Below are 24,883 nucleotides of genomic sequence, written 5' to 3' on the forward strand. Positions count from 1 at the left end.
TTTATGAAAGATGTTAGTCTATTTTTATTAAAAAAAGTTTTCAAAAGTCGCTTAAACTGGATTATCTTAGCTTTATTTGTATCTGGACTCGGTGTTACCTTTTATTTAAATAGTCGGACTGCAAACTCACTCAGCTTGGAGAGCGAGTTGGAAACCCGTCTTGTAAAAGATGAGAGAGTCATCAATGAATATGAAGAGAAACTCTCCCAAATATCTGATACCAACTCGGAGGAATACCAGAGTGCTAAAATTAATTTAGAATCGGAAAAAAATCTTTCGACGCAAAAGAAAGAAATTCTGGCTTTGTTAAGAGAAGGACGCTGGAAAGAAGCCTACTATTTGCAGTGGCAAGATGAGGAAAAGAGTTATGAAATTGTATCGAAGCAACCGACTTCTAGTTCTGACTTAAAAATGGCGGTTGACCGCGAACGAAAGACTTACCAAGCCCTATATCCCTTGAACATAAAAGCCCACAATTTAGTTTATCCGACCCACGGGATTGATCAGATTGTCTGGATTTTAGAGCTTATCATCCCAAGCTTGTTTGTGGTTGCTATTATTTTTATGCTGACACAACTATTTGCAGAAAGATATCAAAATCATCTGGATACAGCTCACTTATATCCTTTTTCAAAAGTGAAATTTGCAATATCCTCTCTTGGAGTTGGAGTGGGTTATGTAACTGTGCTGTTTATCGGAATCAGCGGATTTTCTTTTCTAGTGGGAAGTCTGACAAGTGGTTTTGGACAGTTAGATTATCCCTACCCGATTTATAGCTTAGTGAATCAAGAGGTAACTATTGGAAAGATACAAGATGTGTTATTTCCTGGCTTGTTATTAGCTTTCTTAGCCTTTATCGTCATTGTGGAAGTAGTGTACTTGATTGCTTACTTTTTCAAGCAAAAAATGCCTGTCCTTTTTCTTTCACTCATTGGGATTGTTGGCTTATTGTTTGGCATCCAAACAATCCAGCCTCTCCAAAAGATTGCACATCTGATTCCCTTTACTTACTTGCGTTCAGTGGAGATTTTATCTGGAAGATTACCTAAGCAAATTGATAATGTCAATCTGAATTGGAGTATGGGAATGGTCTTACTTCCTTGCCTGATTATCCTTTTGTTAGTGGGGATTCTATTTATCGAAAGATGGGGAAGTTCACGTAAAAAGGAAGTTTTTAATAGATTTTAGCATTCCCATAGGGAAGGTGTGGAAAAACTAATACAGAGAGGGAATCAACTTGATTCTCTCTTTTTGATGAGGAAACCAAGGCAAAATACAAACACAAACTTTTCAAAAAAATAACTTTTTATCTTGACAAGGGCTAGAAAACTTGGTATCATATAAAAGTTGAGAAAAGCAGAAGTGAGAGCTTCTCGCCTTGTGACATCAAGTTGCCTGGCCCTACGGATGAAAAGTTTCTAAGAAACGCTATCATAACGTGCGGGCTTGTATCATTACGAGTCCGCTATTGTTTTTCTCTAATAATAAAAAAGAGGTGAAAACCATAGCAAAGCAAGACTTATTCATCAATGATGAAATTCGTGTACGTGAAGTTCGCTTGATCGGTCTTGAGGGAGAACAGCTAGGCATCAAGCCACTCAGCGAAGCGCAAGCATTAGCTGATAGTGCAAATGTTGACTTAGTATTGATTCAACCCCAAGCCAAACCGCCTGTTGCAAAAATTATGGACTACGGTAAGTTCAAATTTGAGTACCAGAAGAAGCAAAAAGAACAACGTAAAAAACAAAGTGTTGTTACTGTGAAAGAAGTTCGTCTAAGTCCAACTATTGACAAGGGTGACTTTGATACAAAACTTCGCAATGCACGTAAATTCCTTGAAAAAGGAAATAAAGTTAAGGTATCTATTCGCTTTAAGGGTCGTATGATTACCCATAAAGAGATTGGTGCAAAAGTTTTAGCCGAGTTTGCTGAAGCAACTCAAGATATTGCCATCATCGAACAACGTGCTAAAATGGATGGACGTCAAATGTTCATGCAATTGGCGCCAGCGACTGACAAAAAATAATTGTCAGAAAGTTAAATAAAGGAGAAAAAATCATGCCAAAACAAAAAACACACCGCGCATCAGCTAAACGTTTCAAACGTACAGGTTCTGGTGGACTTAAACGTTTCCGTGCTTACACTTCTCACCGTTTCCACGGAAAAACTAAGAAACAACGTCGTCATCTTCGTAAAGCATCTATGGTGCATTCAGGAGACTACAAACGTATCAAAGCAATGCTTACTCGCTTGAAATAATAGCTTGACTGTAAGTAAACAATTCTAGGAAATATTTGGAGGAAATAAAACATGGCACGTGTTAAAGGTGGCGTTGTATCACGCAAACGTCGTAAACGTATTCTTAAATTAGCAAAAGGTTACTATGGAGCTAAACACATCTTGTTCCGTACTGCAAAAGAACAAGTAATGAACTCTTACTACTATGCATACCGTGACCGTCGTCAGAAAAAACGTGACTTCCGCAAATTGTGGATCACTCGTATCAACGCGGCAGCTCGTATGAACGGACTTTCATACTCACAATTGATGCATGGTTTGAAATTGGCTGAGATCGAAGTTAACCGTAAAATGCTTGCTGACTTGGCTGTTAACGATGCAGCAGCTTTCACAGCTCTTGCAGATGCAGCTAAAGCAAAACTTGGTAAATAATAATTGATTGTTTCATTTTGCCTTATGCGGTGTATGCCGTAAAAGGCAGGATGAAACTTTTTTATTTTCCATAAATGATTTTCTATTTTAGAGAGTAAATCACAGATTTTTTCAAAGAAAATAGGATATTTCTTGTATAATAGGAATATCTAAAAAGATTTGGAGTTAGAAGAAGATGATAGTAGGTATTGATTTAGGAACGACTAATTCTTTAGTAGGAGTATACCAAGATGGCCAGGTCAAGCTGCTTCCCAATGCTTTTGGTGAATATTTGACTCCTTCTGTTGTGGCTTTAGATGACAATGATGAAATCATAGTTGGAAAAATTGCCAAGGAACGCTTGGTGACACATCCTGACAGAACTCTTTCTCAGTTCAAACGATTTATGGGGACCAAACATGAATTGGTCCTAGGAAATAGAACCTATAAAGCGGAGGAACTAAGTTCTTTTGTCATTCGAAAATTAGTGGATGATGCAGAGAGTTTCCTTGGTGAGAAAGTTGAGGAAGTCATTGTCAGTGTACCAGCTTATTTTAACGATGCACAACGCTATGCTACAAAATTGGCAGGGCAATTTGCAGGGGTTAAGATAGAGCGTATCATCAATGAGCCTTCCGCAGCTGCTCTGGCAAAAAAATCTATGAGCAATCAAGAAGACCAGTCTTTTGTGGTTGTCGATTTTGGTGGGGGGACGCTAGATATATCGGTTGTTGAGTTATTTGATAACGTTGTAGAGATTGTGTCTATCGCAGGTGATAATCGCTTGGGAGGAGAGGATTTTACTGCAGCTATTGCTGAGGAATTTTTAGCGTCGAATCAATTGTCTAAGAAATCTATTTCTCGTGAGTTTTACAGTAAAATACTGGTTCAAGCTGAGAAGGCAAAGTTGAATCTGAATATCAATGAAGAAGTGCAGATGCTAGTAATGGATCAGGAAAAGGAATACTCTTTAAACCTAACTTATCAGCGATTTTATGAGCTTTGTCAACCTCTGCTAGCCCGTGTTAAGGCCGTTTTGGACCGTGCCTTGATGGATGCACGCTATAGCTATGTATCATCAGATAACTTTGTTCTTGTTGGTGGGACTTCGAAACTCCGTTTGGTTCAGGACTTTTTATCTTACTGTATCAATCAAATGGTGCAGGTTTCAGATGATCCTGATCGGATGATTGCGAGAGGTTGTGCCCTTTTAGCAGGAATAAAAGAACGCCAGGGTGAGATACGAGATTTATTACTGTCTGATATTTGTCCTTTTACACTGGGGATTGAGATAGTTGGCGACCGCTTTTCGCCGATTATTGAGCGAAATTCAACCCTACCTGCTTCACGCATCGAGCAGTACTATACGGCTGAATTGGGACAGAGCCAAGTCAAGATAAAGGTCTATCAAGGTGAGATGATGAAGGCATCGCAAAACTTGTTCCTAGGAGAATTAGAAGTCCCCGTGCCTGTGAATACTCGAGAAAATGAAAGTTTCACAGTTCGATTTACCTATGATTTAAATGGGATTTTGGATGTAGAAGTCAAAATTGATTCCACACAGGAAGTCTTTAGTCATGTTATTCTCCAAGACAGTGTTACTCTGACAGAAAAGGAAATTAAGGCTAAGCAAGCAGAGTTGACTCGCTATAAGATCAATGCTCAAGAAACAGAGGTTTATCGTTTCTTGATTGAAAAAGCGAATCGTGTATACAGTATGCTCTTGGGGAGAAGAAGAGATGAGCTAATGGCTGAAACTAGACGATTTGAAGAAGAGGTCAGCCAAGCATCTGTTTATCATTTGCCAAAACTCTATCAATCATTTTCAAACTATTTAGACTTCCTAGAACGAGGACTATAAAAGAGGATACCTTATGAATATATGGGAAACTTTAGGGATAGAGCCAACGACTGACGTCAAGCTTATTAGAAGGCGTTATGCTGAACTGGTTCGGCTCTATCACCCAGAAGACCAACCAGAAATTTACCAAGAAATTGTTGAAGCGTATCAAAAAGCCTTGACTTATGCGAGATCTAGAAACACAAGACCAGAAAATAGTCTAAGAAAAGCGAGTGATTCTCAAGAAGCTGCTGAACTTGAAGAAGAGGCAAATGAAAAGCCCAACTCTAGTCTCAATTTTGAAAACTTGACTGAAGAAACGAAGACTGAGAACGAAGAGTCTGAAAGAACTAGTCTTGATTTCAGTGATTATCAGCAATCGACTGATAAAACCAGCGATTCCTTTAACTTTGAAACCTTTAAATTAGAAGAGGATGAGCAAAAGTCCACCCTTGACTTTGGTGACTATGATGAGGAAGTTCAGCTAAATGGAGATTCTGAAGAAAGAGCTACGAATCCCCTCAATTTTGAAACGTTTGGTGATGAAGAGAACCGTGGGCAAGAAGGAACAACAAGATCTACTCTTGACTTTAGTGGTTATAATGAAGGAACCTATCTAATCCGAAATGCGATTGAAAGTATTGTTGGAAACGACGGGTATAACCAAGAGGAACAAGAACATCTATGGCGTCAGTTCTTTCATCAGTATCAGTATGATATGGACATTGTTCAATCCGTTTTAGAGGAAATGGATGTTTATATTTTTAACAAACCGGAGCAATTCTCTATCCTCATTCCCTTGCTAGAAGACTATATACCTGACTTTAAGTACTGGGGATATTACTATAAACTGAAGTATTGGAAAGTTAAAAGAGCTACCGCCTACAAAAATGGAGAGTCTCTTGAAGATGCAAAAAAAGAAATTTCGAATTTGTATGCTTCTTATCGTTTATGTCAAGCAATCCTTGAAGATTCCCAAAGAGCTAATCAGATTGGAACTTGGATAAAATTTTTCAGTCAATCATTTTCTCCTAGTACTGTCCTTTTTCTCTTGAATAACAGTAAACAAATGATTACTTGCATTCCAGTTTTGGCTTATATCTTGGAGAAGATTAAACCAGAGGTTGGAGAAGAGGAACAAAAAGCCTATGATGAACTTCTAGCTTACTTTGAGGAATTACAAGCAGATTCAGAAGAACCATTCGATATCCATTCTTATAAAATGCTAAATCCATCGGAGGTTGAGGAAAAACTATATCTCTTAGTCTATACGCCATATCAAGACGAGGCTAGACTTGTAGAATCTTGGAAACACCTTCTAGAAAAGACTCAGGATAAATCTCTCTTACTTCAATTATTAGAGGAAATTGATGTTTATCCATTTACAAATAAGAAGGTTTTGAATCTTGTTTTTCGATTTGTAGAAAATAACATCAAGGATGGAGAAAATCCTTATCTAAAGAAATTCAATTTTTGGAATGATATTTATTACTATCCTTGGGCTATCAAGAAATATGAGTTAAATAAAAAAGAGAAATTTGATTACTGGTATTATGAGGGATATCTATTTGTCGATAAATTGTTAAAAGATGATAAACTTGTCAATGATTGGACGATTTGGAAACAAGTTTTTAAAGAGAAACCTCGCATTTATCCTATCTTTTTTGAACAAGTTTATAAGGAGTATCACCGTTTTACAGATGGAGAACTATTGAAGTTTATATTGGGTCAATTTCATACTTCTAGCATGGCTCCGCTCTTGATGACAGAGGAGACAGACCTGAAACTCGAAGAGATGACTCACCACGCATATCAACTCAATCATCCGAATCCTAAAGTATCTTATCTTGCTTGGATTAAAAGAGATGTTCTTAAAAATAGGCTCTTAACTTTTACCTTTGCGACTTTAACCATTATCAGTTTTCTTCTAAGCGTCTATGACGAACCTGGTTTAAATAGATGGCTATACATAGGAATGGTTTCTCTCTATAATTATTACATGCATAGGAGACTTGACCAACCAATCAAAGAAGGACTCAATGCCCGAGGGCAAAAAATAAAATTTTATTATAATAGAAATCTTTGGGTTTTAGCAGTAATACTGCTTTCCTTTGTTCCAGTTATTCCACTTGGACTCATCTCTTGTCTATTATTTATAAGCATTTTTTCTATTATTGATGGTTTCCATGTTCGTTATGGGTTGAGAGTGACCTATTCTTTGAACAAGTTAATTCCTCTCGGACTGTTTTTATCTGCTGGTTTTCTAGTTGCTCTGGCAAACCGAAGTGAAAAGATTTCATATATTGTAATTTGTTACATCTTTATTTCTATGATAGTTGTTGGTATTCTATACTTTACAAGATTTTGGATAGGATTTCCACCCTCACTGAAGGAAATTATTTTTCCGATTATAATGGGTGTTATATTCTTTCAATTATTACCTCTAATTCACAGTCGCTTAAGTCTATTTAATCCAGTTATTCTAAGAAATGAAACTTTGAGCTTAACTTTTTTACTTTTATTAAATGGAATCGTATTGGCTTATTTTACAAAAGAGCAGCGTTTAGCAATTGGTGTTAAGAAGACCTTTATGATTTATGGATTGCAGATTTTTATTTTCCTAAGACGGTTATTTAGAATTCTATTCATCCCTATACCAGATTTTAGCAAAATCTTTTTTGAAAAAGACCTGTTAATATTGAACAATGAGTTTACTTTCTACTTCCTTGAGGGGCTTTTTATCCTTATCATGCTTTTTCTTATTCGCAATATACGCAAAGAAAATCGTAAAAGTGCTGCTTAGAATAAAATAGTAGAGAAGAGGACTCTAGTTCAAGTTTCTAGTAAATTTTCCTGAATAAAGGTATAATAGAACTATTAAAATGAAAGAGGTAATGAATATGGCTTCAAAAATGCTACACACTTGCTTGCGAGTAGAAAATCTCGAAAAATCAATTGCATTTTATCAAGATGCTTTTGGATTTAAAGAATTGCGTCGCAGAGATTTTCCAGACCATGCCTTCACGATTGTCTATCTAGGTCTTGAGGGTGATGACTATGAGTTGGAGTTGACTTATAACTACGATCATGGTCCTTATGTGGTTGGAGATGGATTTGCCCATATCGCCCTCAGTACACCCGATCTTGAAGCTCTTCATCAAGAGCACAGTGCAAAAGGCTATGAAGTGACTGAGCCAAATGGTCTACCAGGAACTGCACCTAACTATTACTTTGTCAAAGACCCTGATGGCTACAAGGTCGAAGTCATTCGTGAAAAATAATTTCTTGAAGTCAAGTAGAATGTTCGTTTTTTACTTGACTTTTTTTAGCTGAAAGAGTATAATAGTAAAAATTTAACCTTTAAGGGGAGTCCAGAGAGACTCACAAGGTGTCAGATAAAAGAATAGTACAATTTTCTAGAGGAGACTTTTTAAGTGTGCTCTCTTGTGTTGTACGATTTTAACTGAGGCCTTGCACTAGCAAGGTCTTTTCTTTATCTGGTCCCCTTAAAATTTAAGGAGGAAAAGTAATGAATCCCACATGTAAGAAACGTATGGGTGCGATTCGATTGGAAACCATGAAGGTGGTTGCACAGGAGGAAATTGCGCCTGCAATCTTTGAATTAGTCCTAGAGGGGGAAATGGTTGAAGCCATGCGAGCAGGTCAATTTCTACATCTGCGCGTGCCTGATGATGCCCATCTCTTGCGTCGTCCTATTTCAATTTCGTCTATTGATAAGGTTAACAAGCAGTGTCATCTCATTTATCGGATTGAGGGAACTGGGACTGCTATTTTTTCAACCTTAAGTCAGGGAGATACTCTTGATGTGATGGGTCCTCAGGGAAATGGTTTTGACTTGTCTGACCTAGACGAGCAGAACCAGGTTCTCTTAGTTGGAGGGGGGATTGGTGTACCTCCATTGCTTGAGGTGGCCAAGGAATTGCATGCGCGTGGTGTGAAAGTAGTGACAGTTCTCGGATTTGCTAATAAGGCTGCTGTTATCCTTGAAAAAGAATTAGCCCAATATAGTCAAGTCTTTGTAACGACAGATGATGGTTCTTATGGTATTAAGGGCAATGTTTCCGTCGTCATTAATGATTTAGACAGTCAGTTTGATGCTGTTTACTCATGTGGGGCGCCTGGAATGATGAAGTATATCAATCAAACCTTTTATGACCACCCAAGAGCCTATCTATCTCTAGAATCTCGTATGGCTTGTGGGATGGGGGCTTGCTATGCCTGCGTCCTAAAAGTGCCAGAAAGCGAGACGGTCAGCCAACGCGTCTGTGAAGATGGCCCTGTTTTCCGTACAGGAACAGTTGTATTATAAGGAGAAAATCATGACTACAAATCGTTTACAAGTTTCTCTACCAGGCTTGGATTTGAAAAATCCGATTATTCCAGCATCAGGCTGTTTTGGTTTTGGTCAAGAGTATGCCAAGTACTATGATTTAGACCTTTTGGGTTCTATTATGATCAAAGCGACAACTCTTGAACCCCGTTTTGGAAATCCAACTCCAAGGGTGGCAGAAACACCCGCTGGTATGCTTAATGCAATCGGTTTGCAAAATCCTGGTTTGGAAGTTGTTTTGGCTGAAAAGTTACCTTGGCTAGAAAGAGAGTATCCAAATCTTCCTATTATCGCCAATGTAGCTGGTTTTTCAAAACAAGAGTATGCAGCTGTTTCTCATGGGATTTCCAAGGCAGCTAATGTGAAGGCTATTGAGCTCAATATTTCTTGTCCCAACGTAGACCACTGTAATCATGGACTCTTGATTGGTCAAGATCCAGATTTAGCTTATGATGTGGTGAAAGCAGCTGTGGAAGCCTCTGATGTGCCAGTTTATGTCAAATTAACCCCTAGTGTGACCGATATCGTTACTGTCGCAAAGGCAGCAGAGGATGCAGGAGCAAGTGGCTTGACTATGATTAATACTCTGGTTGGAATGCGTTTTGACCTCAAAACCAGAAAACCAATCTTGGCCAATGGAACAGGTGGAATGTCTGGTCCAGCAGTCTTTCCAGTAGCCCTCAAACTTATCCGCCAAGTCGCCCAAACAACAGACCTGCCTATCATTGGAATGGGAGGAGTGGATTCGGCTGAAGCTGCCCTAGAAATGTATCTGGCTGGAGCATCTGCTATAGGAGTTGGAACAGCCAACTTTACCAATCCTTACGCCTGTCCTGATATTATCGAAAATTTACCAAAGGTTATGGATAAATATGGTATCAGCAGTCTAGAAAATCTACGCAAGGAAGTAAAAGAGTCTCTGAGGTAAACTGCAATCAATCTGTTCTTGATTTTTTATCAGTTTGTAATATTGATTATAGAGAATTTTGATACAATAAAATGGAAAGAACAGAGGAAGAAAGTTTATGAAGAAATTGAGATTTGTTTTTTTAGCTCTGCTATTTTTCTTAGCCAGACCAGAGAGTGCAATGGCTAGTGATGGTACTTGGCAAGGAAAACAATACCTGAAAGCAGATGGGAATCAAGCAGCTAATGAGTGGATTTTTGATGCTCACTATCAATCTTGGTTTTATATAAAAGAAGATGCCAACTATGCTGAAAATGAATGGCTAAAGCAAGGTGACGACTATTTTTACCTCAAATTTGGTGGCTATATGGCCAAGTCAGAATGGATAGAAGACAAGGGAGTCCTCTATTATCTTGACCAAGATGGAAAGATGAAAAGAAATGCTTGGCTAGGAGCTTCCTATGTCGGTGCTACAGGTGCCAAGGTAATAGAAGACTGGGTCTATGATTCTCAATATGATGCTTGGTTTTATATCAAAGCAGATGGACAACACGCAGAGAAAGAATGGCTCCAAATTAAGGGAAAGGACTATTATTTCAAATCCGGTGGTTATTTACTGACAAGTCAGTGGATTGAACAGGCTTATGTAAGTGCTAGTGGCGCAAAAGTACAGCAAGGTTGGCTTTTTGACAAACAATACCAATCTTGGTTTTACATCAAAGAAAATGGAAAACATGCTGAGAAAGAATGGATTTTCGAAAATGGTCACTATTATTATCTAAAATCAGGTGGCTATATGGCAGCAAATGAATGGATTTGGGATAAGGAGTCATGGTTTTATTTCAAATCTGATGGCAAAATGGCTGAGAAAGAATGGCTATACGATGCTAAAAGTCAAGCCTGGTACTACTTCAAATCTGGCGGCTACATGGCGAAAAATGAGACAGTAGATGGTTATCAGTTCGGAAGCGACGGTAAATGGCTTGGAGAAAAAGCTACAAACGAAAATGCTGCTTACTATCAAGTAGTACCTGTCACAGCAAATATTTATAATGCAGATGGTGAAAAGCTGTCCTATATATCGCAAGGTAGTGTTGTTTGGCTAGATAAGGATAGAAAAAGTGATGACAAGCGCCTGGCTATTACTATTTCTGGTTTGTCAGGCTATATGAAAACAGAAGATTTACAAGAACTAGATGCCAGCAAGGATTTTATCCCTTATTATGAGAGTGATGGGTACCGTTTTTATCACTATGTGGCTCAGAATGCTAGTATCCCAGTAGCTCCTCATCTTTCTGATATGGAAGTAGGCAAGAAATATTATTCGGCAGATGGCCTGCATTTTGATGGTTTTAAGCTTGAGAATCCCTTCCTTTTCAAAGATTTGACAGAGGTTACAAACTATAGTGCTGAAGACTTGGATAAGGTATTTAGTCTGTTAAATATTGACAATAGTCTCTTGGAAAATAAGGGAGCTACCTTTAAGGAAGCCGAAGAGCATTACCATATCAATGCCCTTTACCTTCTTGCCCATAGTGCCTTAGAAAGCGACTGGGGACGTAGCAAGATTGCCAAAGATAAGAATAATTTCTTTGGAATTACAGCCTATGATACGACTCCTTACCTTTCTGCCAAGACATTTGATGATGTGGATAAGGGAATTTTAGGTGCAAGCAAGTGGATTAAGGAAAATTATATCGATAGGGGCAGAACTTTCCTTGGAAACAAGGCGTCTGGTATGAATGTTGAATATGCCTCAGACCCTTATTGGGGCGAAAAAATTGCTAGTGTGATGATGAAAATCAATGAGAAGCTAGGTGGTAAAGATTAGTCCTATAATTGGATATGATTTGAGTGAATAGTAAGTTAAAAATCCTGATTTCAAGTAAAATCAGGATTTTTTCATGGATGCGATTTTTTCTGGATCTGGTGTGACACGGAGGGTCTTTTGCCCTGTGTAAGTGACAAAGCCGGGTTTTCCACCAGTTGGTTTGTTGAGTTTTTTGACTTCGATCATATCCACCTGCACCAGATTCGACAGGCGACCTTGAGAGAAGTAGGCGGCTAGTTCTGCCGCGTCTGTCTTGACTTCATCGGAAGGATCAAGATTGCCTGAGATGACAACGTGGCTTCCAGGGATATTCTTGGCATGGAACCAAAGTTCCTCCTTGCGGGCCATTTTAAAGGTTAACTCCTCGTTTTGTAGGTTGTTTCGGCCGACATAGATGATGGTTTTGCCATCGCTTGCTAGATATTGTTCTGGCTTTTTGCGTTTCTGGATTTTCTCCCGTTGTCTTCTGCGGATAAAGCCAGTTTGAATCAATTCTTCACGGATTTCAGTGATTTCTTCCAGTCCAGCTTGGTTAAGGACGGTTTCTACACTTTCCAGATAGAGAATGGTTGCCTTGGTTTCCTCAATCAGATCAGTCAAGTATTTGACAGCTTCTTTGAGTTTCTGATACCGTTTAAAATAGCGTTGGGCATTCTGGTTGGGAGTCAAGGCCTTATCAAGCGCAATCGTGATAGGTTGATTGGTGTAGTAGTTGTCTAGGATAACCTGTTCTTGGTCGTTAGGCACTTGATGGAGGAAGGTTGTCAGCAATTCCCCTTTTTGACGAAATTCTTCAGCGTTGTCTGTCGCCAGTAACTCTTTTTCTTGTTTTTTGAGTTTGTGGCGGTTTTTCTGAAGTTCATTTTCAACACGACGAATGAGTTCACTGGCTTGCTGTTTAACGCGGTCGCGCTCAGCCTTGTCCTTATAGTAGGTGTCCAACAAATCAGAAAGATTTGCAAAAGGCTCTCCCACTTGATTTGCAAAAGGAACTGGACTGAAGGAAGTCTCAGTCAAGCATGGTTTGGTTTCTTGATTGAAAAAGTTACGGAAAGTAGATAGTTTATCACTAACCAGTATGCTTTCCAATTCATTTGCCGTATCACGTCCCAGACCTTGAAAGAGGTTTTGAAGGTTCTTAGCTGTCGTTTCCTGTGTTTGCAGGATTTCAAAGAGTTTCTCGTCCTTGATTGTAAAAGGATTGAGAGATTCCGTACTTGGCGGAGCGATATAGGTCGATCCTGGAAGTAAGGTGCGGTAGCTATTTTGTGAAAAACCAACGTGTTTAATGACTTCGAGGATTTTGTGGCTACTTTTATCGACCAGTAGAATATTACTGTGTTTACCCATAATCTCGATAATCAAGGTAGCCTGGATATGGTCTCCAATTTCGTTTTTATTGGAAACTGTCATTTCCACAATACGGTCATTTTCCACTTGCTCAATCGATTCAATCAGGGCACCCTGCAAATATTTTCTTAAAACCATGATAAAGGTAGAAGGCTGGGCTGGGTTTTCAAAAGTTGTTTGGGTCAGCTGAATGCGTCCAAAAACTGGATGGGCAGAAAGGAGCAGGCGATGACTTTGGCGATTGCTACGGATTTGCAAGACCAACTCTTGTTCAAAAGGTTGATTGATTTTCTGAATGCGACCATTCACTAATTCTCTTTGCAATTCCTCAACCATGTGGTGTAAAAAAAATCCGTCAAATGACATCGTTCTCTCCTTGTGATTGTATTCCATAGTATTATATCAAAAAGGTAGAATAAAATCATGGAAATGTGGTATAATAAAGCCAAGTAAAGAGAAACGAGAAGCACATGTATATTGAAATGGTAGATGAAACTGGTCAAGTTTCAAAAGAAATGTTGCAACAAACCCAAGAGATTTTGGAATTTGCAGCCCAAAAATTAGGAAAAGAAGACAAGGAGATGGCAGTTACCTTTGTGACCAATGAGCGTAGTCATGAACTCAATCTGGAGTACCGTGACACCGACCGTCCGACAGATGTCATCAGCCTTGAATATAAACCAGAGTTGGAAATTGCCTTTGACGAAGAAGATTTGCTTGAAAATCCAGAATTAGCAGAGATGATGTCTGAGTTTGATGCCTATATTGGGGAATTGTTCATCTCTATTGATAAGGCTCATGAGCAGGCTGAGGAATATGGCCACAGCTTTGAGCGTGAGATGGGCTTCTTGGCAGTACACGGCTTTTTACATATTAACGGCTATGATCACTACACTCCGGAAGAAGAAGCGGAGATGTTCGGTTTACAAGAAGAAATTTTGACAGCCTATGGACTCACAAGACAATAAACGAAAATGGAAAAATCGTGACCTGATATCCAGTTTAGAATTTGCTCTTACAGGAATTTTTACTGCCATAAAGGAAGAACGCAATATGCGAAAACATGCGGTGACGGCTCTCGTGGTCATCCTCGCAGGTTTTGTTTTTCAGGTGTCACGAATCGAATGGCTCTTTCTCCTATTGAGCATTTTTTTGGTAGTAGCCTTTGAAATTATCAATTCTGCTATCGAGAATGTGGTGGATTTGGCCAGTCACTATCACTTTTCTATGCTGGCTAAAAATGCCAAGGATATGGCGGCTGGCGCGGTATTAGTGGTCTCTCTTTTCGCAGCCTTAACAGGCGCATTGATTTTTCTCCCACGAATCTGGGATTTATTATTTTAAATAGCAAGAGGAAATTATGACTTTTAAATCAGGCTTTGTAGCCATTTTAGGACGTCCCAACGTTGGGAAGTCAACTTTTTTAAATCATGTCATGGGGCAAAAGATTGCCATTATGAGTGACAAGGCGCAGACAACGCGCAACAAAATTATGGGAATTTACACAACTGATAAGGAGCAAATTGTCTTTATCGACACACCAGGGATTCACAAACCTAAAACAGCTCTCGGAGATTTCATGGTCGAATCTGCCTATAGCACCCTTCGTGAAGTGGATACCGTTCTTTTCATGGTGCCTGCTGATGAAGCGCGTGGTAAGGGGGACGATATGATTATCGAGCGTCTCAAGGCTGCTAAGGTTCCTGTTATTCTGGTGGTGAACAAGATCGATAAGGTTCATCCAGACCAGCTTTTGTCTCAGATTGATGATTTTCGTAATCAAATGGACTTTAAGGAAATCGTTCCAATCTCAGCTCTTCAAGGGAATAACGTCTCTCGTCTAGTGGATATTTTGAGTGAAAATCTGGACGAAGGTTTCCAATATTTCCCATCTGATCAAATCACAGACCATCCAGAACGATTCTTGGTTTCAGAAATGGTTCGCGAGAAAGTCTTGCACCTAACTCGCGAAGAGATCCCTCACTCAGTTGCTGTAGTGGTTGATTCGATGAAACGAGATGAAGAGACAGACAAGGTTCATATCCGTGCAACCATCATGGTCGAGCGCGATAGCCAAAAAGGGATTATCATCGGTAAAGGTGGCGCTATGCTTAAGAAAATTGGTAGCATGGCCCGTCGTGATATTGAACTCATGCTAGGAGACAAGGTCTTCCTAGAAACCTGGGTCAAGGTCAAGAAAAACTGGCGCGATAAAAAGCTAGATTTAGCTGACTTTGGCTATAATGAAAAAGAATACTAAGTAGAGGTGGGCTCATGCCTGCTTCTTGTTTTTACCGAAGGAGGACTTATGCCTGAATTACCTGAGGTTGAAACCGTTCGTCGTGGCTTAGAAAAATTGATTTTGGGTAAGAAGATTTCGAGTATAGAAATTCGCTATCCCAAGATGATTAAGACGGATTTGGACGAGTTTCAAAAGGAAGTGCCTGGTCAGATTGTTGAGTCCATGGGACGTCGTGGAAAATATTTGCTTTTTTACTTGACTGACAAGGTCTTGATTTCCCATTTGCGGATGGAGGGCAAGTATTTTTACTATCCAGACCAAGTACCTGAACGCAAGCATGCCCATGTTTTCTTTCAGTTTGAAGATGGTGGCACGCTTGTTTATGAGGATGTTCGCAAGTTTGGTACTATGGAACTCTTGGCTCCTGACCTTTTGGAAGCCTACTTTATTTCTAAAAAACTAGGGCCTGAACCAAGCGAACAAGACTTTGATGTGCAGGTATTTCAAGCTGCCCTAGCTAAGTCCAAAAAGCCTATCAAATCCCATCTTCTAGACCAAACCTTGGTAGCTGGACTTGGCAATATCTATGTGGATGAGGTTCTCTGGCGAGCTCAGGTTCATCCGGCTAGACCTTCCCAGACTTTGACAGCCGCAGAAGCGACAGCTATTCATGACCAGACCATTGCTGTATTGGGACAGGCTGTTGAAAAAGGTGGTTCCACCATTCGGACCTATACCAATGCCTTTGGGGAAGATGGAACCATGCAGGATTTTCATCAAGTCTATGACAAGGCTGGTCAAGAATGTGTATGCTGTGGTACCATTATTGAGAAAATCCAACTAGGTGGACGAGGAACTCACTTTTGTCCTCAGTGCCAAAGGAGGGGCTGATGGGAAAAATCATCGGAATCACAGGAGGAATTGCCTCTGGTAAGTCAACCGTGACAAATTTTCTAAGGAAGCAAGGCTTTCAAGTAGTGGATGCCGACGCAGTCGTCCACCAACTACAGAAACCTTGTGGTCGTCTGTTTGAAGCTCTAGTCCAGCACTTTGGGCAAGAAATCATCCTTGAAAACGGAGAACTTAATCGCCCTATCCTAGCTAGTCTTATCTTTTCAAATCCTGAAGAACAGGAATGGTCTAAGCGAATCCAAGGAAAGATTATCCGTGAAGAGCTAGCTACGTTGAGAGACCAGTTGGCTCAGACAGAAGAGATTTTCTTCATGGATATTCCCTTGCTTTTTGAGCAGGACTACGTCTCTTGGTTTGATGAGACTTGGTTGGTCTATGTGGACCGATATGTCCAAGTAGAACGCTTAATGAAAAGGGACCACTTGTCCAAAAATGAAGCTGAGTTTCGTCTGGCAGCCCAGTGGCCTTTAGAGAAAAAGAAATATTTGGCCAGCCATGTTTTAAACAACAATGGAAATCAAGACCAGCTTCTTACTCAGGTATTCTCCCTGCTTGAGGGAGGTAAGCAAGATGACAGAGATTAACTGGAAGGATAATCTGCGCATTGCCTGGTTTGGTAATTTTCTGACTGGAGCCAGTATTTCTTTGGTTGTGCCCTTTATGCCTATCTTTGTGGAAAATCTAGGTGTAGGGAGTGAGCAAGTCGCTTTTTATGCAGGCTTAGCTATTTCTGTCTCTGCTATTTCTGCGGCGCTCTTTTCTCCTATCTGGGGTATCCTTGCTGATAAATACGGTCGAAAACCCATGATGATTCGTGCTGGCCTGGCCATGACCATTACTATGGGAGGCTTGGCCTTTGTGCCAAATATTTATTGGCTAATCTTTCTTCGTTTACTGAATGGTGTATTTGCGGGTTTTGTTCCCAATGCAACAGCCCTGATAGCCAGTCAGGTTCCCAAGGAGAAATCAGGCTCTGCTCTCGGAACTTTGTCTACTGGCGTAGTTGCAGGCACTCTAACTGGTCCCTTTATCGGGGGATTTATTGCAGAATTATTTGGCATTCGTACGGTTTTCTTACTGGTTGGTAGTTTTCTATTTTTAGCTGCTGTTTTGACTATTTGCTTTATCAAGGAAGATTTTCAACCAGTAGCCAAGGAAAAGGCCATTCCAACAAAGGAGTTATTTACATCAGTTAAATATCCCTATCTTTTGGTCAACCTCTTTCTGACCAGTTTTGTCATCCAGTTTTCAGCCCAATCAATTGGCCCTATCTTAGCTCTGTATGTGCGCGACTTAGGCCAGACAGAGAATCTTCTTTTTGTATCTGGTTTGATTGTATCCAGTATGGGCTTTTCCAGTATGATGAGCGCAGGAGTCATGGGAAAGCTAGGTGACAAGGTGGGCAACCATCGCCTCTTGGTTGTCGCCCAGTTTTATTCAGTCATCATCTATCTCCTCTGTTCCAATGCCTCTAGCCCCCTTCAACTAGGACTCTATCGTTTCCTCTTTGGCTTGGGGACCGGTGCCTTGATTCCCGGAGTTAATGCCCTTCTCAGCAAGATGACCCCCAAAGCTGGTATTTCGAGGGTCTTTGCCTTTAATCAGGTATTCTTTTATCTGGGAGGTGTCGTTGGGCCTATGGCAGGTTCTGCAGTAGCAGGAAAATTTGGCTACCATGCAGTCTTTTATGCGACAAGCCTTTGTGTTGCCTTTAGTTGTCTCTTTAACCTGCTTCAATTTCGAACATTATTAAAAGTAAAGGAAATCTAGTGCGAGTAAAAATTAATCTCAAATGCTCCTCTTGTGGCAGTATCAATTACCTAACTAGTAAAAATTCAAAAACCCATCCAGACAAGATTGAGGTTTTAAAGTATTGTCCCAAGGAAAGAAAAGTAACCCTACATCTTGAATCTAAGTAGATTTTATGGTAAAATAATAAGGATTTTAAGGAGTTTGATATGTATAACCTATTATTAACCATTTTATTAGTATTATCTGTTGTGATTGTGATTGCGATTTTCATGCAACCAACTAAAAACCAATCCAGCAATGTATTTGATGCCAGCTCAGGTGATTTGTTTGAACGCAGTAAAGCACGCGGTTTTGAAGCTGTAATGCAGCGTTTGACAGGGATTTTAGTCTTTTTCTGGCTAGCCATTGCCTTAGCATTGACGGTATTATCAAGTAGATAAGAAAATAATGGGCAGGACTAGGTCTTTGCCTCTTTTTATTTTTAAAAGATATTTGAGAAGGTTTTACAGTAAAAGAAAATAAAAAATCTAGAAAGAAAATATGAAAGATAGAATAAAAGAATATTTGCAAGACAAGGGAAAGGTGACTGTCAATGACTTGGCTCAGGCTTTGGGAAAAGACGGATCTAAGGATTTTCGTGAGTTGATTAAAACCTTGTCTCTAATGGAAAGAAAGCACCAGATTCGCTTTGAAGAAGATGGCAGTCTGACCTTGGAAGTTAAGAGAAAACATGAGATTACTCTCAAGGGGATTTTTCATGCCCATAAAAATGGCTTTGGTTTTGTCAGCATAGAAGGAGAAGAGGACGATCTTTTTGTAGGGAAAAACGATGTCAACTATGCTATTGATGGAGATACTGTTGAGGTTGTCATTAAGAAAGTCGCTGATCGTAACAAGGGAACTGCTGCTGAAGCCAAAATTATCGATATCCTAGAACACAGTTTGACAACCGCTGTCGGTCAAATCGTTCTAGATCAGGAAAAGCCTAAGTATGCTGGCTATATTCGTTCAAAAAATCAGAAAATCAGCCAACTGATCTATGTTAAGAAACCAGCCCTTAAACTCGAGGGAACCGAAGTTCTCAAGGTCTTTATCGATAAATACCCAAGCAAGAAACATGATTTCTTTGTCGCGAGTGTCCTCGATGTGGTGGGGCATTCAACGGATGTCGGAATTGATGTTCTTGAGGTCTTGGAATCAATGGACATTGTATCCGAGTTTCCAGAAGCTGTTGTCAAGGAAGCAGAAAGTGTGCCTGATGTTCCGTCTCAAAAGGATATGGAGGGTCGTCTGGATCTGAGAGATGAGATTACCTTTACCATTGATGGTGCTGACGCTAAAGACTTGGACGATGCTGTGCATATCAAGGCTCTGAAAAATGGCAATATCGAACTCGGAGTTCACATAGCAGATGTTTCCTATTATGTTACTGAGGGTTCTGCCCTTGATAAGGAAGCTCTTAACCGCGCAACTTCTGTCTATGTGACAGACCGTGTGGTCCCAATGCTTCCAGAACGACTGTCAAATGGCATTTGCTCCCTCAATCCTCAAGTTGATCGCCTGACCCAGTCTGCCATTATGGAGATTGATAAACATGGTCGTGTAGTCAACTACACCATCACACAAACGGTTATCAAGACTAGCTTCAGGATGACCTACAGTGATGTCAATGATATCCTAGCTGGAGACAAGGAAAAGAGACAAGAATATCAGAAAATTGTCCCTAGTATCGAACTCATGGCCAAGCTTCATGAAACTTTAGAAAATATGCGTGTGAAACGTGGAGCCCTCAATTTTGATACCAATGAAGCTAAGATTTTAGTGGATAAACAAGGTAAGCCTGTTGATATCGTTCTTCGTCAGCGTGGTGTTGCCGAGCGCATGATTGAGTCCTTCATGTTGATGGCCAATGAAACAGTTGCCGAACATTTCAGCAAGTTGGATTTGCCTTTTATCTATCGAATTCACGAGGAGCCTAAGGCTGAAAAAGTTCAGAAGTTTATTGATTATGCTTCAAGCTTTGGCTTGCGCATTTATGGGACTGCTAGTGAGATTAGCCAGGAGGCTCTCCAAGACATCATGAGTGCTGTTGAGGGAGAACCTTATGCAGATGTATTATCCATGATGCTTCTACGCTCTATGCAGCAGGCTCGCTATTCGGAGCACAATCACGGCCACTATGGATTAGCAGCTGACTATTACACTCACTTTACCAGTCCGATTCGTCGTTATCCAGACCTTCTTGTTCATCGTATGATTCGTGATTACGGCCGTTCTAAGGAAATAGCAGAGCATTTTGAACAAGTGATTCCAGAGATTGCGACCCAGTCTTCCAACCGTGAGCGTCGAGCTATCGAGGCCGAGCGTGAAGTCGAAGCCATGAAAAAGGCTGAGTACATGGAAGAATACGTGGGTGAAGAGTACGATGCGGTTGTGTCCAGCATTGTCAAGTTTGGTCTCTTTGTCGAATTGCCAAACACAGTTGAAGGCTTGATTCACATCACTAATTTACCTGAATTTTATCATTTCAACGAACGTGATTTGACTCTTCGTGGAGAAAAATCAGGAACAACCTTCCGTGTAGGGCAACAGATTCGTATCCGAGTTGAAAGAGCCGACAAGATGACGGGTGAAATTGACTTCTCATATATCCCAAGTGAGTTTGATGTGATTGAAAAAGGCTTAAAACAGTCTAATCGCAGTGACAGGGGGCGTGGTTCAAGTCGTCGTTCAGATAAGAAGGAAGATAAGAGAAAATCAGGACGCTCAAATGATAAGCGCAAGCATTCACAAAAAGACAAGAAGAAAAAAGGAAAGAATCCTTTTTATAAGGAAGTAGCTAAGAAAGGAGCTAAGCATGGCAAAGGGCGAGGGAAAGGTCGTCGCACAAAATAAAAAGGCGCGCCACGACTATACAATCGTAGATACGCTAGAGGCAGGGATGGTCCTGACAGGAACTGAAATCAAGAGTGTACGAGCTGCTCGAATCAATCTCAAGGATGGCTTTGCCCAAGTAAAAAATGGGGAGGTCTGGTTGAGCAATGTTCATATTGCTCCTTACGAAGAGGGCAATATCTGGAACCAAGAACCAGAACGTCGTCGTAAACTCCTGCTCCATAAGAAACAAATCCAAAAATTAGAACAAGAGACTAAAGGAACAGGAATGACCCTGGTTCCCCTTAAGGTCTATATCAAAGATGGTTACGCTAAACTCCTTTTAGGTTTAGCTAAAGGGAAGCATGACTATGATAAACGGGAGTCTATCAAACGACGTGAGCAAAACCGCGACATCGCGCGTGTTATGAAAGCTGTTAATCAGCGATAAAAAGAGGAAATGAAGATGGAAAAACTAGTTGCCTATAAACGTATGCCTTTGTGGACTAAAGAAACCATGCCAGAGGCTGTTCAGCAGAAACACAATACCAAGGTTGGGACTTGGGGGAAAATTACTGTTTTGAAGGGAACTCTCAAGTTTATTGAATTGACAGAATATGGTGAGGTTTTAGCTGAGCACCTCTTTGAAGCAGGGGCTGAGAATCCCATGGCACAACCACAAGCCTGGCACCGAGTTGAGGCTGTAACAGATGATGTAGAATGGTATTTAGAATTTTATTGTAAACCTGAGGATTATTTCCCTAAGAAATACAATACCAATCCGGTTCATTCAGAGGTACTAGAGGCAATGCAGACAGTAAAACCAGGAAAAGCCTTGGATTTGGGCTGTGGTCAGGGCCGTAACTCTCTCTTTCTTGCACAGAATGGTTTTGATGTTACAGCTGTAGATCAAAATGAATTATCTCTTGAAATCTTGCAAAGCATTGTTGAGCAGGAAGACCTGGATATGCCTGTTGGTCTTTACGATATCAATTCAGCTAGCATTGGGCAAGACTATGATTTCATCATATCGACAGTTGTTTTGATGTTTCTGCAAGCAGATCGCATTCCTGCAATTATCAAAAACATGCAGGATAAAACCACTGTTGGTGGCTACAATCTTATCGTTTGTGCCATGGATACGGAGGACTATCCTTGCTCAGTGAACTTCCCATTTACTTTTAAGAAAGGGGAACTGGCAGACTATTACAAGGACTGGGAATTGGTTAAGTACAATGAAAATCCAGGCCATCTTCACCGTCGTGATGAGAATGGCAATCGTATTCAACTACGATTTGCGACCATGCTAGCTAAAAAAATTAAATAAGCATGAATAAAGATTAGGAAATTTCCTGATCTTTTTTCTTTTTTACGAATAATATAGAAAAGGAGGGAAATCATGTTTGTTGCGAGAGATGCTAGGGGAGAATTGGTAAATGTGTTAGAGGATAAGCTTGAGAAGCAAGCATACACCTGCCCAGCTTGTGGAGGTCAGCTCCGTTTGCGTCAAGGACCAAGTGTCCGGCCCCATTTTGCTCATAAATCCCTAAAAGACTGCGATTATTCCTTTGAAAATGAAAGTCCAGAACACCTGGCAAATAAGGAATCCCTTTATCATTGGTTGAAAAAAGAGACAGAGGTTCAATTAGAATACCCGCTTCCAGAGCTTAAACAGATTGCGGATGTATTTGTGAATGATAATCTAGCCCTAGAAGTTCAGTGTAGTCCTTTGTCACAAAAACTTCTTAAAGAGCGTAGTGAGGGCTATCGTAGTCAGGGTTACCAAGTACTGTGGTTGCTGGGAGAAAAACTGTGGCTCAAGAAGCGTTTGACTCGTCTACAACAAGGGTTTCTCTATTTCAGTCACAACATGGGCTTTTATGTTTGGGAATTAGACAGTGAAAAACAAGTTTTAAGACTCAAATACCTGATTCATCAAGATCTCCGAGGCAGACTCTATTATCAAATCAAGGAATTTCCCTATGGTCAAGGTAGTTTGCTGGAGATATTACGCCTTCCCTATAAGAAACAAAAAATATCTCATTTTACAGTTTCTCAGGACAAGGACATCTGTCGCTATATCCGACAGCAACTTTATTATCAAAATCCCTTTTGGATGAAAGAACAAGCAGAAGCCTATCAAAAGGGAGAAAATATCCTGACTTATGAGTTAAAAGAATGGTATCCACAAATTCGACCACTAGTAGGTGAGTTTTGCCAAATTGAGCAAGATTTGACCAGCTATTATCAGTATTTTCAAATCTATTACCAAAAAAATCCTCAAAATGATTGGCAAAAGCTCTATCCACCAGCCTTTTATCAGCAATATTTCTTGAAAAATATGGTAGAATAGAAAGGATGGAGGAATCTAATGGTATTACAAAGACATGAAATAAATGAAAAAGATAAATGGGATCTATCAACGATCTACCCAACTGACCAGGCTTGGGAAGAAGCCTTAAAAGATTTAACAGAACAACTGGAGAAAGTAAGCCAGTATGAAGGTCATCTCTTGGATAGCGCGGATAGCCTACTAGAAATTACTGAATTTTCTCTTGAAATGGAACGCCAGATGGAGAAGCTTTACGTCTATGCTCATATGAAGAATGATCAGGATACTCGTGAAGCTAAGTACCAAGAGTACTATGCCAAGGCAATGACTCTCTACAGCCAGCTAGACCAAGCCTTTTCATTCTATGAGCCTGAATTTATGGAGATTAGTGAAGAGCAGTATGCTGACTTTTTAGAGGCTCAACCAAAATTGCAGGTTTATCAACACTATTTTGACAAGCTTTTACAAGGCAAGGAACACGTTCTATCACAACGTGAAGAAGAATTATTGGCTGGAGCTGGAGAAATCTTTGGTTCGGCAAGTGAAACCTTCGCTATCTTGGACAATGCGGATATTGTGTTCCCTTATGTTCTTGACGATGATGGTAAGGAAGTTCAGCTATCTCATGGGACTTACACACGTTTGATGGAGTCTAAAAATCGTGAGGTTCGTCGTGGTGCCTATCAAGCCCTTTATGCGACTTATCAACAATTCCAACACACCTATGCCAAAACCTTGCAAACCAATGTTAAGGTGCAAAACTACCGTGCCAAAGTTCGCAACTACAAGAGCGCTCGTCATGCAGCCCTAGCAGCCAATTTTGTTCCAGAGAGTGTTTATGACAATTTGGTAGCAGCAGTTCGCAAGCATTTGCCACTCTTGCATCGCTATCTTAACCTTCGTTCAAAAATCCTGGGAATTTCAGACCTCAAGATGTACGATGTCTACACACCACTTTCTTCTGTTGAATACAGTTTTACCTACCGAGAAGCCTTGAAAAAGGCAGAAGATGCCTTGGCAGTCTTGGGTGAGGATTACTTGAGCCGTGTCAAACGTGCCTTCAGCGAGCGTTGGATTGATGTTTACGAAAACCAAGGCAAGCGTTCAGGTGCTTACTCTGGTGGTTCTTACGATACCAATGCCTTTATGCTACTTAATTGGCAGGACAATTTAGACAATCTCTTTACCCTTGTTCATGAAACAGGTCACAGTATGCATTCAAGCTATACTCGTGAAACGCAGCCTTATGTTTACGGAGATTATTCTATCTTCTTAGCTGAGATTGCATCAACTACCAATGAAAATATCTTGACGGAGAAATTATTGGAAGAAGTGGAAGATGATGCAACGCGCTTTGCTATTCTCAATAACTTCCTAGATGGTTTCCGTGGGACAGTTTTCCGTCAAACTCAATTTGCTGAGTTTGAACACGCTATCCACCAAGCGGACCAAAATGGAGAAGTCTTGACAAGTGATTTCCTAAATAAACTCTACGCAGACTTGAACCAAGAGTATTATGGTTTGAGTAAGGAAGACAATCCTGAAATCCAATACGAGTGGGCTCGCATTCCACACTTCTACTATAACTACTATGTATACCAATATTCAACTGGCTTTGCAGCAGCCTCAGCCTTGGCTGAAAAGATTGTCCATGGTAATCAAGAAGACCGTGACCGCTATATCGACTATCTCAAGGCAGGTAAGTCTGACTATCCACTTAATGTCATGAGAAAAGCTGGAGTTGATATGGAGAAGGAAGACTACCTCAACGATGCCTTTGCAGTCTTTGAACGTCGTTTAAATGAGTTTGAAGCACTTGTTGAAAAATTGGGAATGGCATAAG

At 40.3% G+C, this 24,883-nt stretch carries 24 protein-coding genes and 1 other annotated feature; of the genes, 23 read left to right on the plus strand and 1 reads right to left on the minus strand.

The annotated features are described in order from the left end of the window. Nucleotides 1-3 precede the first annotated feature (3 nt). From HMPREF2764_RS03990 to HMPREF2764_RS04035, 10 genes are all read left to right on the plus strand, one after another. Nucleotides 4-1,188, plus strand: coding sequence for a hypothetical protein (locus tag HMPREF2764_RS03990; protein ID WP_070527348.1), 1,185 nt, complete (start codon nucleotides 4-6; stop codon nucleotides 1,186-1,188). Between the two features lie 160 nt (nucleotides 1,189-1,348). Continuing rightward, nucleotides 1,349-1,480 (plus strand) — a sequence feature (ribosomal protein L20 leader region). Nucleotides 1,481-1,495: 15 nt separating this feature from the next. After that, complete coding sequence (gene infC / locus HMPREF2764_RS03995) at nucleotides 1,496-2,026, plus strand: translation initiation factor IF-3 (protein ID WP_000848184.1); 531 nt, start codon at nucleotides 1,496-1,498, stop codon at nucleotides 2,024-2,026. A 32-nt stretch (nucleotides 2,027-2,058) separates the two neighbouring features. Next, entirely contained in the window at nucleotides 2,059-2,259 is a 201-nt protein-coding gene (gene rpmI, locus HMPREF2764_RS04000; protein ID WP_001125943.1) for a 50S ribosomal protein L35, read from the plus strand. A gap of 51 nt (nucleotides 2,260-2,310) precedes the next feature. After that, on the plus strand, nucleotides 2,311-2,670 hold the full coding sequence (gene rplT / locus HMPREF2764_RS04005) for a 50S ribosomal protein L20 (RefSeq protein WP_000124834.1): 360 nt from the start codon (nucleotides 2,311-2,313) through the stop codon (nucleotides 2,668-2,670). 175 nt (nucleotides 2,671-2,845) lie between these two features. Beyond that, on the plus strand, nucleotides 2,846-4,510 hold the full coding sequence (locus HMPREF2764_RS04010; RefSeq protein WP_070527351.1) for an Hsp70 family protein: 1,665 nt from the start codon (nucleotides 2,846-2,848) through the stop codon (nucleotides 4,508-4,510). Between the two features lie 13 nt (nucleotides 4,511-4,523). Further along, a complete protein-coding gene (locus HMPREF2764_RS04015) occupies nucleotides 4,524-7,292 on the plus strand; it encodes a J domain-containing protein (protein ID WP_070527354.1) in 2,769 nt (922 codons plus the stop codon). 97 nt (nucleotides 7,293-7,389) lie between these two features. Then, complete coding sequence (locus tag HMPREF2764_RS04020; protein WP_000157153.1) at nucleotides 7,390-7,770, plus strand: lactoylglutathione lyase; 381 nt, start codon at nucleotides 7,390-7,392, stop codon at nucleotides 7,768-7,770. Nucleotides 7,771-8,018: 248 nt separating this feature from the next. Continuing rightward, the gene (locus tag HMPREF2764_RS04025; RefSeq protein ID WP_070527357.1) at nucleotides 8,019-8,819 is read left to right on the plus strand and encodes a dihydroorotate dehydrogenase electron transfer subunit; all 801 of its coding nucleotides are present in this window, start codon (nucleotides 8,019-8,021) and stop codon (nucleotides 8,817-8,819) included. Continuing rightward, nucleotides 8,782-9,768, plus strand: coding sequence for a dihydroorotate dehydrogenase (locus HMPREF2764_RS04030; protein WP_186821156.1), 987 nt, complete (start codon nucleotides 8,782-8,784; stop codon nucleotides 9,766-9,768). The genes HMPREF2764_RS04025 and HMPREF2764_RS04030 overlap by 38 nt, the downstream gene beginning before the upstream one ends. A 97-nt stretch (nucleotides 9,769-9,865) precedes the next feature. Beyond that, nucleotides 9,866-11,578 (plus strand): glucosaminidase domain-containing protein, encoded by a 1,713-nt coding sequence (locus tag HMPREF2764_RS04035; protein WP_070527360.1) that lies wholly within the window; start codon nucleotides 9,866-9,868, stop codon nucleotides 11,576-11,578. A 60-nt stretch (nucleotides 11,579-11,638) separates the two neighbouring features. Here the strand turns inward: HMPREF2764_RS04035 and pavA are convergent, their stop codons facing one another. Then, nucleotides 11,639-13,294, minus strand: coding sequence for an Rqc2 family fibronectin-binding protein PavA (gene pavA / locus HMPREF2764_RS04040; RefSeq protein WP_070527363.1), 1,656 nt, complete (start codon nucleotides 13,292-13,294; stop codon nucleotides 11,639-11,641). Nucleotides 13,295-13,398: 104 nt separating this feature from the next. Between pavA and ybeY the strand changes: the two genes are divergently transcribed. The 13 genes from ybeY (at nucleotide 13,399) to pepF (ending at nucleotide 24,882) form a co-directional block, all read left to right on the plus strand. After that, complete coding sequence (gene ybeY / locus HMPREF2764_RS04045) at nucleotides 13,399-13,896, plus strand: rRNA maturation RNase YbeY (RefSeq protein ID WP_000275156.1); 498 nt, start codon at nucleotides 13,399-13,401, stop codon at nucleotides 13,894-13,896. Further along, nucleotides 13,877-14,272 (plus strand): diacylglycerol kinase family protein, encoded by a 396-nt coding sequence (locus HMPREF2764_RS04050; protein ID WP_000378166.1) that lies wholly within the window; start codon nucleotides 13,877-13,879, stop codon nucleotides 14,270-14,272. The genes ybeY and HMPREF2764_RS04050 overlap by 20 nt, the downstream gene beginning before the upstream one ends. Before the next feature lie 16 nt (nucleotides 14,273-14,288). Next, the gene (gene era, locus HMPREF2764_RS04055) at nucleotides 14,289-15,188 is read left to right on the plus strand and encodes a GTPase Era (RefSeq protein ID WP_000143264.1); all 900 of its coding nucleotides are present in this window, start codon (nucleotides 14,289-14,291) and stop codon (nucleotides 15,186-15,188) included. A 48-nt stretch (nucleotides 15,189-15,236) separates the two neighbouring features. Next, a complete protein-coding gene (gene mutM / locus HMPREF2764_RS04060; RefSeq protein WP_070527366.1) occupies nucleotides 15,237-16,061 on the plus strand; it encodes a DNA-formamidopyrimidine glycosylase in 825 nt (274 codons plus the stop codon). Continuing rightward, entirely contained in the window at nucleotides 16,061-16,666 is a 606-nt protein-coding gene (coaE, locus tag HMPREF2764_RS04065) for a dephospho-CoA kinase (protein ID WP_070527370.1), read from the plus strand. Before mutM ends, coaE begins: the two co-directional genes overlap by 1 nt. After that, a complete protein-coding gene (locus tag HMPREF2764_RS04070) occupies nucleotides 16,653-17,852 on the plus strand; it encodes a multidrug efflux MFS transporter PmrA (RefSeq protein ID WP_070527373.1) in 1,200 nt (399 codons plus the stop codon). Before coaE ends, HMPREF2764_RS04070 begins: the two co-directional genes overlap by 14 nt. Next, nucleotides 17,852-18,001 (plus strand): 50S ribosomal protein L33, encoded by a 150-nt coding sequence (rpmG, locus tag HMPREF2764_RS04075; RefSeq protein ID WP_001809104.1) that lies wholly within the window; start codon nucleotides 17,852-17,854, stop codon nucleotides 17,999-18,001. The genes HMPREF2764_RS04070 and rpmG overlap by 1 nt, the downstream gene beginning before the upstream one ends. A gap of 39 nt (nucleotides 18,002-18,040) precedes the next feature. After that, nucleotides 18,041-18,274: a preprotein translocase subunit SecG gene (secG, locus tag HMPREF2764_RS04080; RefSeq protein WP_000282517.1), complete on the plus strand. Its 234-nt coding sequence runs from the start codon at nucleotides 18,041-18,043 to the stop codon at nucleotides 18,272-18,274. A gap of 100 nt (nucleotides 18,275-18,374) precedes the next feature. Next, entirely contained in the window at nucleotides 18,375-20,729 is a 2,355-nt protein-coding gene (gene rnr / locus HMPREF2764_RS04085) for a ribonuclease R (protein WP_020902906.1), read from the plus strand. After that, nucleotides 20,692-21,159, plus strand: a complete 468-nt coding sequence (smpB, locus tag HMPREF2764_RS04090) for an SsrA-binding protein SmpB (protein WP_001051750.1) — start codon at nucleotides 20,692-20,694, stop codon at nucleotides 21,157-21,159. The genes rnr and smpB overlap by 38 nt, the downstream gene beginning before the upstream one ends. A 15-nt stretch (nucleotides 21,160-21,174) precedes the next feature. After that, complete coding sequence (gene tehB / locus HMPREF2764_RS04095) at nucleotides 21,175-22,035, plus strand: SAM-dependent methyltransferase TehB (RefSeq protein WP_070527376.1); 861 nt, start codon at nucleotides 21,175-21,177, stop codon at nucleotides 22,033-22,035. 72 nt (nucleotides 22,036-22,107) lie between these two features. Next, complete coding sequence (locus HMPREF2764_RS04100) at nucleotides 22,108-23,061, plus strand: competence protein CoiA (protein WP_070527379.1); 954 nt, start codon at nucleotides 22,108-22,110, stop codon at nucleotides 23,059-23,061. Nucleotides 23,062-23,079: 18 nt separating this feature from the next. Then, complete coding sequence (gene pepF, locus HMPREF2764_RS04105) at nucleotides 23,080-24,882, plus strand: oligoendopeptidase F (RefSeq protein WP_070527382.1); 1,803 nt, start codon at nucleotides 23,080-23,082, stop codon at nucleotides 24,880-24,882. Nucleotide 24,883 lies beyond the last annotated feature (1 nt).

The organism is Streptococcus sp. HMSC073F11 (genome assembly GCF_001810785.1).
Taxonomy (GTDB): domain Bacteria; phylum Bacillota; class Bacilli; order Lactobacillales; family Streptococcaceae; genus Streptococcus.